This is a genomic window from Massilia sp. CFBP9012, from assembly GCF_034045115.1.
Classification (GTDB): Bacteria; Pseudomonadota; Gammaproteobacteria; order Burkholderiales; family Burkholderiaceae_D; genus Telluria.
Map to the genome: position 1 here is coordinate 161,180 of NZ_JAXCWM010000004.1, position 13,541 is coordinate 174,720.

The window sequence follows — 13,541 nt, forward strand, 5'->3', positions numbered from 1 at the left end:
CGCCACCGTCAAGCTGATCGACGATTTCCTGTCCGCCGAGCTTGCCGCCCGCTGAGCCAACACGAGCTGCGCCTTATATAGCCATGTACCACTCAATGCATTGAGATGCGTCAGTGCGCATGAACTGATACGCTAGCGATAACGACGCACTTTGCGCCAGATCGAGCGGAGGTTGTCATGTCGCAAGTCGCATTGATCACCGTGCATGGCATGGGGGAAACTCTGCCCGCGTATGCGGACGGGTTGATGGCGCAGCTGCGCAGCCGCCTGGGCGGTTTGGCGACCCACGTGACGATGCGCTCGGTCTATTATCAGGGCATCCTGCACGAGAACCAGCGCCAGGTCTGGGAGCGCACGGCCGCCGCCGGCAAGGTCCGCTACGACGCCCTGCGCAAATTCGTGCTGTACGGCCTGGGCGACGCCGCCGGACTGGAAACCCGCAAGGAGATTCCCGGCTCGGTGTATGAGCTGGCCCAGGGAGAAATCGCAAGAGCCTTGCTGTCGGCGCACGCGGTGCGCCCCGACATGCCGGTGGTATTTGTCGCCCAGTCGCTGGGCGGGCAGGTGCTGTCGAGTTATCTGTACGACGCCCAGAAGGCGGCCGTGGGGAGGCCGGTCGGCGCCGGCATCTGGCGCAACGTCGACGCCTGGGCATCCGGTGCGCTGGGCCGGCCGTTGACCGCGAGCGAACGCGTGTTCCTGGGAGGCGGCACCTGCGCCGGCCTGGTCACCACCGGCTGCAATATCCCGATCTTCGTCGCCGCGCACAAGGAGATGGACATCATCCCGATCGCGCCGCCCACCTCGCTGTTCAAGTGGATCAATTTCTACGATCCGGACGACGTGCTGGGCTGGCCGCTGCAGCCGCTGTCGGGTGGTTACCGGGCGCTGGTCGAGGACCGCGCGATCAATGCCAGCGGCGGCATCGGCAGCCTGCTGGCGCGCAGCTGGAATCCGCTGTCGCACGAGAATTACTGGGAAGACGCTGCGGTGCTGGACGCGATCGCCGCCATGCTGCGCCGGCTGGCGGCTTAGGCCAGCCCACTCACCGTCATTCCCGCGCAGGCGGAAATCCAAGTTTCATGCTCGGCCAATGAAGCTTGAGCTGGCAACTACGCTACGGCCTTGGATTCCCGCCTGCGCGCACTGGTGTCCGGAATAATTTCGGGCGCTTGAATAAGCCCGCTTCATAGGAAAAACCACGTCGTTCCCGCGGAGGCGGGAACCCAAGTGTACCCGGCCAGTGGCCTAGACATCGACCTCCGATGAACGTTCGGGCAACGCAAGAGCATGAACATTCTGTGACTTCACTTGGATCCCCGCCTCCGCGGGGATGACGATGCATACGTTGCGTATAAATATTCCGGACGCTAGTGCGCCTGCGCGGGAATGACGTGCTGGTTGCGCGCCTGCGCGGGAAGTCATTCCTGCCAGTGGCAGGAGTGACGGGCTGGCCATCACATCGCCAGCGCCGGGCTCTTGCGCAGCGCCAGGCGCGGCTGCGTCGCCGTATCCGCATTGCCCAGCCTGAACCCTGCCGCCACCTCGGCCAGGCGCGCCGCCTGTTCCTGCATGCTGGCCGCAGCCGCGGCGGCCTGTTCCACCAGCGCCGCGTTCTGCTGCGTCACCTGGTCCATCTGCGTGATCGCCTCGTTCACCTGGTGGATGCCGGTGCGCTGTTCCTGGGTGGCCGAGGTGATCTCGGACATCATGTCGGTCACGCGCGCCACGCTGGTCACGACGTCGTGCATGGTGGTGCCGGCCTGCTGCACCAGGGTCGTTCCGGCATTCACCTGGGTCATCGAGTCGCCGATCAGGCCCTTGATTTCCTTGGCCGCACTGGCCGAGCGCTGCGCCAGGTTGCGCACCTCGCTCGCGACCACGGCGAAGCCGCGGCCCTGTTCGCCGGCGCGCGCCGCTTCCACCGCCGCATTCAGGGCCAGGATATTGGTCTGGAAGGCGATGCCGTCGATCACGCCGATGATGTCGACGATCTTGCGTGCCGAGGCGTCGATCGAGCCCATCGTGTCGACCACCTGGCCGACGATGGCGCCGCCGCGCGCCGCCACTTCGGAGGCTGCCTGGGCCAGGCCATTGGCCTGCACCGCATTGTCGGCGTTCTGGCGCACGGTGGCCGTCAGTTCTTCCATCGAGGCCGCCGTCTCTTCGAGCGAGCTGGCCTGCTGTTCGGTGCGGCTCGAGAGGTCGAGGTTGCCGGCCGCGATCTCGCCCGATGCGGTGGAGATGGCGGTGGTGCCTTGCTGGACCTCGGCCACGACCCGGGCCAGGGCGCCGTTCATGGTTTCCAGGGCCCGCATCAGGTCGCCCACTTCGTCTTTCGGGTAGGTGACGAAGGTATTGCCGAGGTTGCCCGCCGCGACCGTCCTGGCCACGTCCAGGGCGCTGTCGAGCGGCCGGGTGATGCTGCGCGTGATCATGACGGCGGCCACCGAGCCGAGCACTGTGGCCAGCACGGTCAGCAGGATGACCAGGCGCGTGCTGCGCTCGTTCGCGGCTTCGATGTCGAGCGCGATCTGGTCGATCGACTTGCGCTGGATCTGCAGCAGACTCAGCACCCGCGCGCCATAGGCGGCAGCGGCCGGGGAAAACACTGCTTCATAGGCCTGCTCGGCGCCGGCGGCGTCGCCCGCGGTGCGGGCGTTCATCACCACTTCCTTGGCGGCCTGGTATTGCTTGCGCAGGCCGAGGATCTCTTGCAGCGTCTGTTTTTCTTCGGGCGAGTCGAGCAGGACTTCGACTTTCTTCAAAATCGCGGTGGTGTCGGTGACGCTGTCCTTGATCGGCTTGGCGAACACGGTCGACAAGGTGCTGTCGGTGCTGCGCGCGATCAGCGAGGTACGGGCAATCGCTGAATACGTGAGGACATACCAGTCCGACACCAGGCGCTCCTTGGCCAGGGGATTTTGCATCATCTGGTGGGTCGCTTCGGCACTGCTGCGCGTGGTGTACAGCGCGAAGGCGGTGCCGGCCAGGGAGAGAACGAGGATCGTGGCGAACGCGAGCGTCAGGCGCGAGCCGATGCGTAGATTTTTTAACACGATGTCAATAACCCGTAGAAACGGAAAATTCCGCTAAGCAAGTATCACCTGTTTAAACCTAAAATGAAATCTCCCGATGTGCTAGCTGTTGTATGGACGCATCGTATGTTAAATCGGCGAATTCACACCTTTACGCGCCGCTTCTTCCCGGCTCCTGCAGCGTGAACAGGGGACGGATATCGCCCGCCACAGTGCCGCGCGCATTCTTGATGGCCGGCTGGCGGTAGCGCTCGAGCGCGGCCTTGCGCCCTGCGTCGAGCAGGCCGAGCTGGTCGAGCACGGCGTACACGGCCGGATGCAGCGCGCGGCTGTTGCCGTCCGCAATCTTGATCGCGATGCCGATCCCGGCCGAGCGCACACCGATCGCCTGCACCGCGTCGGCGCCGATCTTGGCCACCCAGTCGCCGCCGCCCGCCGTCATCCAGTGCAGGTCGGTACGCTCCTGGCCCGAGACCATGTCCGGCCGCGCCGTCATGGCCTCGCCCAGGATGCCCATCGCGCCGCCCAGTTGCGGATCACTGCTGCCATGCGCCAGGCGCGCATACAGGTGCGCCAGCGACGACAGCGGCAGCGCATAGTTTGGCGCCGAGCAGCCATCGATCCCGGTCGGCATGGCGTCCGCCGGCAGGCCCACGGCATCGGCCAGCGCGGCGCGGATAGCCTGCTGCAGCGGGTGGCCGCGGTCGACGTAGTTGGCGGTCGGCGCGCCGTGCAGGCGGCACCAGGCCAGGAAGCCACTGTGCTTGCCGGAACAGTTGTGGTGCAGCGGCGTCCATTGCGCGTCCGGCGGCGGCGTCAATCCCGTGAACTCGTAGTGCAGCGGCTGCGCGCAGCCGCATTCGAGGTGGCCGGGTTCGAGGCCGATCTTGTCCAGGATCGCGCGCACGCCCTCGAGGTGGATGCCCTCGCCCGAATGGCTGGCGCACAGCAGCGCCACTTCGTCCTGCGTGAGACCGAAGCGCGCCGGGCCGTCGGACAGGATGAAGGGCAGGGCCTGGAACGGTTTCAGCGCGGAGCGGGTGAAGGTCGGATAGTCCGGGTCGCCCGCCGACCACAACAGCCGGCCGCGGGTGTCGACCACGGCGACCGAGCCCCAGTGGACGTTCTCGATCACGTTGCCGGAGTCGGGATAGCCGCGCGTGGTCGCGACGAGGGGAATCGCTTGCATGGGTAGGGTCTGGTTCGTTGTCGATGGCCCTAATGTACGGCATCTGCACGCAATGCAGACACACGTTTGACAGGGTGCCTCGGCAGCCTCGCCGAGCCTCGATATGCACAGGTAACCGGCCTCGAAACAAGCCTGGCAACAAGCCTGGAAACACGCATGCAGACGGGGTGCAGACGTGTACGAAAGACACGCATATGCACCTCCCGTTCACTTCGCGTTTTCAGCATTTCATCGCGCGTTTCAGCGCTTCATCCCACTGCCGCTTGAGTGCGCGCGAAGTCTGGCTAGACTGGGTTCATCGCCAGACAAACAGCAGCCCTGGCGACGACGAAACATGTGAACCACGCGGCCTCTTCATGAGCGATCGAACGCTTGCCGCACCGGTTCTTCTCTCGCATCCGACCTGAAAGGAAAAGACATCATGCGCATCAAGCACATCGCCCTGTTCGCCATCACCGCCGCCACCGCCACCCTGTCGCTGCCCAGCCTTGCCGCCCCGCAGGGCGCCGGCAAGGAAGTGGTGGAAGTGCGCAGCTCCCATCAACAGGTGCGCATGCCGCCGTTCGCCTACGACCGCGTGCAGGGCGAATACGCGCTCGAGGATGGCCGCGTGCTGGAGGTCAAAGGCAAGGTCGAGGACGGCAAGCGCACGCTGTACGCCGACCTGGGCGACGGCCCGGTCGAACTCATCCACGTCGGCAAGAAGCGCTTCGTCGCTGTGGGCAAGGACCTGAACATGCGCTTCGAGGGCGAGCGCGCGGCGCATACCGTGTACGTGCGCGAAGCCGGCAACCGCGCATTGGCCGCGACCCAGCGCTGATCCGCTTGCTCACCCGACCTGACCGGAGGAGCACCATGCGTATCCAGCATCTCGCGCTGCTTGCCGCGGCGGCCCTGGCGGCGCTGCCCGCTCTCGCCGCGCCGGCCGCATCCGCCGACAGCGGCGGCGCCGAGGCCGTCCAGGCGAAGAAGTCCTACCTCGATCCATTGATGAACAAGCGCATGCAGGGTGTCTACCGGCTCGACGACGGCCGCATCCTGCGCGTGAGCGAACGGAGCCGCAAGCTGTATGCGGACGTCGGCGCCGGGCCGGTCGAGATCGTGCACATCGGCGACGACCGCTTCGAAGCGGTGGGCAGCGACCTGAGCCTCAACTTCGAAGGCGGCCCGCACCCCTACGCCGTGGTGCTCAAGAGCGGGCCAGAACGCCGGGTGGCGTCAAGCCTGCGTTGAACCGAAGCGCCCGGCCTGGTAGTCGGCGATCGCCTGCACGATCTCGTCGCGGGTGGTCATGACGAAGGGGCCGTGCGCCACCACCGGTTCGCGGATCGGTTCGGCGTGGCCGAACAACAGCAGCGTATCGGCCTCGGCCCTGATGTGCAGGGCGTCGCCGTCCTCATCCAGTTCCACCAGTTGGTAAGCGTTGACGAGATCGCCGTGATCGCCCACGCCGATGCGTCCGCGCACCACATACAGCAGCACGTTGCGTCCATGCAGGCTGGACACCGTCAACTGTCCTCCGGCCTGCATCGCGACCGTGCTCATGAACACGCCGGTCAGTGACCGCACCGGTCCGGTCGTGCCTTCCCACTGGCCGGCGATCAGGTGCATGGTCACCTTGCCGTCGTCGAGCGGCAGGGCGGGGATCTGGTCGCGCTGCAGGCCGGTGTATGCGGGCGCGCTCGTCTTCAGGCGCGACGGGAGATTGACCCACAGTTGCAGGATCTCGAGCGGGCCGCCGTGTTCCAGGAAATCGCGTGGCGACACCTCGGCGTGCACGATGCCGCTGCCGGCCGTCATCCACTGGATGCCGCCGGCGTGGATCACGCTTTCGTGGCCGGCGCTGTCGCGGTGCGCCAGCATGCCGTCGACGATGAAGGTGACCGTCTCGAAGCCGCGATGCGGATGCGGTCCGAACGGCAGGCCGCGGTTGTGCGGCCCGTAGACCTGCGGGCCGTGATGGTTGAGGAACAGGAAGGGATCGATCTGCTCGAGCTGCTCCGACGGCACGGGACGCTGCGTCAACAGGTCGCCGATATCGTCGCGCAGGGCGGGGTGCAGGCGGCGGATGGTCTTGTCGGTCATGGCGCGTTTTCTCCTGGTCGAAGCGCGTAACGATACGCGGAAAACGTGGTTCGGGTGCACACATGCCTGTGCTAGACTCCTTGCGCTTTTGCAACCTTGCGCTGACTTCCTGGAGACCGGCACCATATGTACAAGAAAGCCCTGCTTGCCAGCCTGGTGCTGGCGTGGACCACCGCTGTCGCATCCGCCGCCCCCGCCACCGCATCGGCGCCGGCCCCGAGCGAGACCGCCGTCAGCGCCGCCAAGTATGCGGTCCAGACCTACCGTAACGACGTGGTCGACACCCTGGCCAAACTGGTCAGCTTCAATACGGTGGCCGATGCGCGCTACCCGTCCGACAAGAACCCGGTCCACATCGCGTTCAAGGCCGCATTGAAAGAGGAGGCCGAGCGCCTCGGCCTCGATGTCGAAGACCATGGCTGGACCGTCATCGTCGGTCTGGGCAAGGGCAGCGAGCGGGTCGGCATCGTGACCCATGGCGACGTGCAGCCGGTCGACCCGGCCAAATGGAAGAAGTCGCCGTTCGTGCTGGACCGCACCAGCGAGCCGGGCAAGCTGATCGCGCGCGGCGCCGAGGACGACAAGGGACCGATCGCCACCGCGCTGTATGCGATGAAGGCGATCCGCGACCGCCAGATCCCCTTGAGCAAGCGCATCGAACTGTATGTGTACATGGGCGAGGAATCGGACTGGGGACCCCTGACCGAATTCCTCAAGACCCACGTGCCGCCGCAAATGAGCATCACGCTCGACGCCGAGTATCCGGTGGTGACGGCGGAGAAGGGCGGCGGCACCGTGGCCGTGACGATCCCGAAGGCCGGCGCCGCGATTCCCGCAGCCGGTGAAGCGCAGGTCGCCGAATTCAGGGGCGGCTCCTTCAATACCCAGATCCCCGAAGACGCCGAGGCGCTGGTCGCCAATGCCACGCCGGAGATCGAGCAGCAGATCCGCGCGCGCGCCGCCGCGCAGGAAGGCATGCGCTACACCTTCGAACGCCAGGGCGCGAACCTGAAGGTGATCGCGAAGGGCGTGTCGGCCCACTCGTCGAAGCCGCAGGAAGGCGTGAACGCGGTCAGCATGCTTGCCGACGCGCTGGCGGTGCGCAGCTGGCCGAATACCGTGGCCGGCGGCGTGGTGAACTACCTGAACGATCTGGTCGGCACCGGCTATCACGGCGAGAAGTTCGGCAAGATCGCCTACCGCGACAGCTTCATGGGGCCGATGACCTTCAAGCCGACCGTGATCCGCCAGCTGGACGAAGGCATCGAGGTCGCGATCAATGTGCGCCGGCCGCGCGGCAAATCGACCGCGCAGCTGACGTCCGAGATCGAGGCCGCCCTGGCCGACTGGCAGGCGCGCCGGCTGCCACTGGCGAACATCAAGGTCGGCGTGCGCGAGCCGTGGATCCTGGAGAATGCGCCGCAGGTGCCGACCCTGCTGTCGACCTTTTCGTATTTCACCGGCATGAAGGACGCCAGGCCGGTGGCGATCGGCGGCGGCACCAATTCGCGCCTGTTCCCGAACGCGGTCAGCTTCGGTCCATCGATGCCGGGCCAGAAGTACACCGGTCACTCGGAACACGAATTCATCACCACCAAGCAGCTGCTGTTGAACCTGCAGATGTATACTGCGGTGCTGGTTGAGTTGGCCAAATAAGCCAGCCGAACAAGCTTGTCGCTTCCGCCAGCCCGACTCCCGGGCTGGCCGCATTCCCTCCGATCCGACCTCTCCCTCTCGGTTGAAACGCCGCTCTTGCCTACGATGAGCAGCTAGGCGTTTTGCTCGCCGAAATGTGTAAAAAATTCTAATCATTGCGTAGGTGCGGGACTACAATAATCCTGCCGACTGGCGTCTGCCCACGCGCTGTCCCTTGCGAATCCACGCCGTATGCCGAGGGCTGTCTCGCCCCTGTGACACAGCAGTATTGATGCCCGGAAAGTGCGCAAATTCTGGGTGGAAAGTGTGGCGAAAACAGCATGCTAGGATCGGTTTCTCGTGCCGCGAGCGCGCCGATGCCTTGGCATTCGGCGTGCACGCTCGCGCCCGATTGACCGAATGCTCGACCGAACCTGAACTGTTGCCCATGCATAGTAAAGAACTCAAGAAGCCGGACGGACGCAATCTCACGCTGTACAGCAATGTGCCGATCCCGGACGGCATCGTTGCGACCAGCCCGTTCCCCGATCCGCAGCATGCGAATCCGCACCTGCGCTGGCATTCGCTGCGCGGCGAGTGGGTGACCTATGCGGCCTTTCGCCAGAACCGCACCTACCAGCCGCCGCCGCAATACAACCCGCTGGCGCCGACCGTGGACGCGGAACATCCGACCGAGATGCCGGCCGGCGACTACGAGATCGCCGTGTTCGACAACCGCTTTCCCTCGCTGGCGCTGGAGTCGCACGATCCGCCATTGGCGACGGTGCCGACCGCGCCGGCCAACGGCCATTGCGAAGTGGTGGTGTTCACGCAGGATCCGAGTGCGGCGCTGGCCCACCTGCCGCTGTCGCGCATCGAGCTCTTGCTGCAGGTCTGGGGCGATCGCACCACACGCATCGGCAACCACCAGAACATCCACTATGTGCTGCCGTTCGAGAACCGCGGCGCCGAGGTCGGCGTGACCCTGCACCATCCGCACGGCCAGGTCTATGCCTATCCCTTCGTGCCGGCGGTGCCGGCGCGCATGCTGGCGCAGGAGCGCGAATACTATCTGCAGCACGGAGCCAGCCTGCTGTGCGATATGGCGCGCGACGAGGCCGCCGACGGCCGGCGCGTGCTGTACCAGGACGACTATGCGATCGCCTTCGTGCCGGCCTGCGCGCGCTATCCCTACGAGGTGTGGGTGATGCCGATCGCGCCATGCAAGGATTTCGCCGCGCTCACGCCGCCGCAGCGCGAATCCCTGGCGCGCGCGCTCAAGACCGTGCTGCTCAAGTACGAGACCCTGTGGAACCGGCCTTTCCCTTACCTGATGGCCTGGTACCAGGCCCCGACCGACGGTGCGCAGCACCCGGAAACCCAGCTGCACGCCCAGTTCTATCCGCCTTACCGCACGCGCGACCGCCTGAAATACCTGGCCGGCACCGAGCTGGCGGCCGGCATGTTCGCGATGGACGTGCTGCCCGAAACCACGGCCTATGAATTGCAGCAGGTCGAAGTGAACCTGGAGGACGCCGCATGACGGAAATGGATATGCGTGCCCTTGAGGTGGCCGACAAGCTGGCGCTGCTGCGCGCCACCCTGGCCCAGGAAGGGGCCGGCGCGGTGCGCCTGCGCGGCACCGACTGGTTCGCCTGGGTCACGGCCGGCGGCTCGAGCGCGGTGCTGCTGACGACCGACGTCGGCATCGCCGAGGTGCTCGTCACCGCGGACGACGCCTGCGTGCTGACCGACGCGATCGAGGGCGAACGCCTGCGCGCCGAAGAAGTCCCGGGCGGCTTCACCTTCCACATCGAACCGTGGGCCGAGCCGGAGCTGCGCGAGCGCTTCGTCGCCGGCGCGGCCCAGGGCCGCGCTGTCTTGTCCGACCGTCCGGTGGGCGAGGAACGGCCCTTGCCGCTGGCGCTGCGTCAGCGCAAGCTGGTGCTGGGCGACGCCGAGCAGGTGCGCTACCGCCTGCTGGGCCGCGAGGCGGCCGAAGCGATGACCGAGGTGTTGCACCGTGCCCGTCCCGACTGGACCGAGCAGCAGCTGGCCGGCGCCGGCGCCGAGGCGCTGTGGCGGCGCGGCATCCATCCGGCCCTGGTGCTGGCGGCCGGCGCGCGCCGCCAGCCCCTGTACCGCCACGCGACGCCGTCGCACGAGGCAATCGGCGAACGCGCGATGCTGGTGTTCTGCGCGCGCCGCCATGGCTTGTATGCCAACCTGACCCGTTTCGTGAGCTTCGGCGGCGCGGGTTCGGCGCCCGAGGCCCAGCGCGCGCTGATGGACGTCGAGGCCACGGGTCTCGCCGCCGTGGCGCCGGGTAAATCGCTGTCGAGCGTGTACCACGCGCTGGCCCAGGCCTACCACCACGCCGACGTCGAAGGCGCGATCCGCGAGCACCACCAGGGCGGCATCACCGGCTACCTGGCGCGCGAGATCGTCGCCACCGCCAGCACCGCCACTCAGATCGAAGAAGGCATGGCCTTCGCCTTCAATCCCAGCTTCGGCGGCATGAAGATCGAAGACACCTTTTTGCTCGGCCCGCAGGGGCTGGAAAACCTGACGTGCGATCCCGGCTGGCCGGCGCTCGACGTCCATGGCCGCAAGCGGCCGCTGTGGCTGGAGGCGCAAGCATGACCCTGAGCACCGACACCTTCTTTGGCGGCGCGCCCGAAGTGAACGCCTCGGCCCCGGGCAGGGTCAACCTGCTGGGCGAGCATACCGACTACAACGACGGCTTCATGCTGCCGGTGGCCACGCCCCAGCGCACCATGGTGGCGATCAGCCGCAGCGGCGACGACCATTTTCATTTCTATTCGCCGAACCTCGATGCGACCGTGACCTTCACCAGGGACGGCAGCGCGCCGCAAGGCTTCGGCAGCTATATCGAGGGCTGCGTCCGGCTGGTGCAGGCGGAGGGGATCGAGGTGCCGCCGCTGCGCGTGTATGTCGAGACCGACCTGCCGGTCGGTTCGGGCCTGTCGTCCTCGGCTGCGCTCGAGGTGGCGACGTTGCGCGCCATGCGCGCGCTGCTGGGGTTCGAACTGGACGACGTCAAGCTGGCCCGCATCGCCCAGCGCGCCGAGATCGAGTATGCGCGTGTGAACTGCGGGATCATGGACCAGATGGCGTCCAGCCTGGCCGACGAGAGCAATATGCTGTTCATCGACGCCCGCACGCTGGAACACCGCCTGGTGCCGCTGCCGCCGGACACCGAGCTGATCGTGGTGGACTCGGGCGTGGCGCGCAAGCTCGCGGCCAGCAAGTACAACGAGCGCCGCGCCGAGTGCGAGGAGGGCGCGAAGAAGCTCGGCGTGCAGGCGCTGCGCGACGTGGCCGACCCATCCTCGGTGGAGAGCCTGCCGCCGCCGCTGCGCGAGCGGGCGCGCCACGTGGTGCAGGAAAACCTGCGCGTGCTCGAAGCGGCGCAGGGCGTGAGCGCCGGGCGTTTCGGCGAATTGATGAACGACTCGCATTTCAGCCTGCGCGACGACTACGAGGTCTCGATCCCCGAGCTCGACGCGCTATGCGAAGCCTTGCGCGCCGCCCCCGGCGTGCTGGGCGCGCGCCTGACCGGCGCCGGCTTCGGCGGCGCCTGCGTGGCGCTGTGCCGCAAGGGCCAGGCGCGGCAAGCCGCCGCCAGCGCGCTGGCGGCCTATAACCAAGATGGACGCCAAGGCCGGATCCTGGTGCCGGTGCCGACAGACAGAAAGGACCACGATGAACCAGTTTGAATATCCCCGTCCACAGCTGGTGCGCGACCAGTGGCAGAACCTGAACGGCAAGTGGCGGTTCTGCTTCGACGACGAGGGCCAGTATTTCATGCCGTCCGACGTCAAGGAGTGGACCCACGAGATCACCGTGCCGTTCGCACCCGAGACCGAGATGAGCGGCATCCAGGACACGGGTTTCCACCGCGTGGTCTGGTACCAGCGCGAGTTCGAACTGATGCCCAACGACGGGCGCACGATACTGCACTTCGGCGCGGTCGACTACAGTGCGAAGGTGTGGGTCAACGGCCAGCTGGTGGCCGAGCACGAGGGCGGCCATACGCCGTTTTCAGCCGACATCACCTGCGCCATGCAGGGCGACGGCAAGCAGACGGTGACGGTGTGGGTAGAAGACGATCCGGCCGACCTGGCCAAGCCGCGCGGCAAGCAGGACTGGCTGCTCGATGCGCACTCGATCTGGTATCCACGCACGACCGGCATCTGGCAGACCGTCTGGGTCGAGCAGGTGGCGTCGACCTATATCCAGAAGCTGCGCTGGACGCCGGTGTTCGAGACCTACGAGATCGGCTGCGAAGTGTTCGCGGCCGGCGACATCCAGCAGGAGCTGTTTGTCGAGGTCAAGATCTGGCACGGCGACCAGCTGCTGGCGGACGATTACTACAAGCTGCTGGCGGGCGAGGCCAACCGCAAGATCGCGCTGTCCGACCCCGGTATCGACGATTCGCGCAACGTGATCCTGTGGAGTCCCGAGCGGCCGACCCTGCTCGACGCCGAAGTGACCCTGCGCTGCGGCGACGTGGTGCTGGACCGCATCCGCTCGTACACGGCGCTGCGTTCGGTATCGATCAATCGTGACCGCTTCATGCTCAATGGCCGCCCCTACCAGCTGCGCCTGGTGCTGGACCAGGGGTACTGGCCGGAATCGTTCATGACGGCGCCGTCGGACCAGCACCTCAAGCGCGACGTCGAGCTGGCCAAACTGATGGGCTTCAATGGCGTACGCAAGCACCAGAAGATCGAGGATCCGCGCTTTTTATACTGGGCCGACAAGCTGGGCCTGCTGGTATGGGAAGAGATGCCCTCGGCCTACCGCTTCAGCCCGCGCGCCATCACGCGCATGGTCAAGGAATGGACCGAGGCGATCGAACGCGACTACAGCCATCCCTGCATCATCGTGTGGGTAGCCTTCAATGAGTCGTGGGGCGTGCCCAACCTGACCCTGACCCAGGCCCATCGCAATGCGGTGGAAGCGCTGTACCACCTCACGCGCACGCTCGATTCGACCCGTCCGGTGATCGGCAACGACGGCTGGGAAGCCTCGGCCACCGACATCCTCGGCATCCATGACTACGACAGCGACCCGGAAAAAATCCTGGCGCGCTACGCCGTCACCGATCCGGTGCGCACCCTGTTCGACCAGCGGCGTCCCGGTGGGCGCATCCTGACCCTGGATGGCTTCCCTCACCGCGGCCAGCCGATCGTGCTGACGGAATTCGGCGGCATCGCCTACGATCCGAAACAGACCCCGAACCCGGATGAGAGCACGTGGGGCTATAGCCGCGCTCACACGGCCGAGAGCTACCTCAAGCAGTACCGGCGCCTGCTGCAGGTGGTCAACGAGACCTTCATGTTCAGCGGCTTCTGCTATACCCAGTTCGCCGACACCTTCCAGGAAGCCAATGGTTTGCTGAACGCCGACCGGACGCCCAAGCTTCCGCTGGAAGTCATCAGCAATGCAACGCGCAACATCCCGATGTTTCACCGCGAGGTGGAGGAAGGCAAGGACCCGGGCACGCCCTGAGCCCGGCAAGCCCCTGGCTTCTCGCACGGGTGGACGGCCGGCCCACCCGGCGGCGC

General features: G+C 66.3%; 11 protein-coding genes. 8 read left to right on the forward strand and 3 right to left on the reverse strand.

All coding sequences use genetic code 11. The features are described from left to right. Positions 1-177: 177 nt before the first annotated feature. Positions 178-1,035: a hypothetical protein gene (locus SOM61_RS07795; RefSeq protein ID WP_320473553.1), complete on the forward strand. Its 858-nt coding sequence runs from the start codon at positions 178-180 to the stop codon at positions 1,033-1,035. A gap of 422 nt (positions 1,036-1,457) precedes the next feature. On the opposite strand, the gene SOM61_RS07800 is transcribed toward SOM61_RS07795, so the two are convergent. Together SOM61_RS07800 and SOM61_RS07805 are read right to left on the reverse strand one after the other, a co-directional pair. Further along, positions 1,458-3,059: a methyl-accepting chemotaxis protein gene (locus SOM61_RS07800; RefSeq protein WP_320473554.1), complete on the reverse strand. Its 1,602-nt coding sequence runs from the start codon at positions 3,057-3,059 to the stop codon at positions 1,458-1,460. A 130-nt stretch (positions 3,060-3,189) separates the two neighbouring features. Then, on the reverse strand, positions 3,190-4,227 hold the full coding sequence (locus SOM61_RS07805) for an asparaginase (protein WP_320473555.1): 1,038 nt from the start codon (positions 4,225-4,227) through the stop codon (positions 3,190-3,192). A 421-nt stretch (positions 4,228-4,648) separates the two neighbouring features. Here SOM61_RS07805 and SOM61_RS07810 point away from each other — a divergent pair, with 421 nt between their 5' ends. Together SOM61_RS07810 and SOM61_RS07815 are read left to right on the forward strand one after the other, a co-directional pair. Continuing rightward, entirely contained in the window at positions 4,649-5,047 is a 399-nt protein-coding gene (locus tag SOM61_RS07810; protein ID WP_320473556.1) for a hypothetical protein, read from the forward strand. Positions 5,048-5,082: 35 nt separating this feature from the next. Then, entirely contained in the window at positions 5,083-5,460 is a 378-nt protein-coding gene (locus SOM61_RS07815; RefSeq protein WP_320473557.1) for a hypothetical protein, read from the forward strand. Here SOM61_RS07815 and SOM61_RS07820 read toward each other — a convergent pair. Beyond that, positions 5,446-6,312 (reverse strand): pirin family protein, encoded by an 867-nt coding sequence (locus SOM61_RS07820; protein WP_320473558.1) that lies wholly within the window; start codon positions 6,310-6,312, stop codon positions 5,446-5,448. The genes SOM61_RS07815 and SOM61_RS07820 overlap by 15 nt on opposite strands. Before the next feature lie 126 nt (positions 6,313-6,438). On the opposite strand from SOM61_RS07820, the gene SOM61_RS07825 reads away from it, so the two are divergent. From SOM61_RS07825 to SOM61_RS07845, 5 genes are all read left to right on the forward strand, one after another. Then, complete coding sequence (locus tag SOM61_RS07825; protein ID WP_320473559.1) at positions 6,439-7,968, forward strand: dipeptidase; 1,530 nt, start codon at positions 6,439-6,441, stop codon at positions 7,966-7,968. 427 nt (positions 7,969-8,395) lie between these two features. Next, positions 8,396-9,490 (forward strand): galactose-1-phosphate uridylyltransferase, encoded by a 1,095-nt coding sequence (galT, locus tag SOM61_RS07830; RefSeq protein ID WP_320473560.1) that lies wholly within the window; start codon positions 8,396-8,398, stop codon positions 9,488-9,490. Between the two features lie 11 nt (positions 9,491-9,501). Next, on the forward strand, positions 9,502-10,590 hold the full coding sequence (locus SOM61_RS07835; RefSeq protein WP_320473561.1) for a M24 family metallopeptidase: 1,089 nt from the start codon (positions 9,502-9,504) through the stop codon (positions 10,588-10,590). Next, positions 10,587-11,687: a galactokinase gene (gene galK, locus SOM61_RS07840; protein WP_320473562.1), complete on the forward strand. Its 1,101-nt coding sequence runs from the start codon at positions 10,587-10,589 to the stop codon at positions 11,685-11,687. Before SOM61_RS07835 ends, galK begins: the two co-directional genes overlap by 4 nt. Further along, positions 11,674-13,485: a glycoside hydrolase family 2 protein gene (locus tag SOM61_RS07845; protein ID WP_320473563.1), complete on the forward strand. Its 1,812-nt coding sequence runs from the start codon at positions 11,674-11,676 to the stop codon at positions 13,483-13,485. Before galK ends, SOM61_RS07845 begins: the two co-directional genes overlap by 14 nt. The last annotated feature ends 56 nt before the right edge of the window (positions 13,486-13,541 follow it).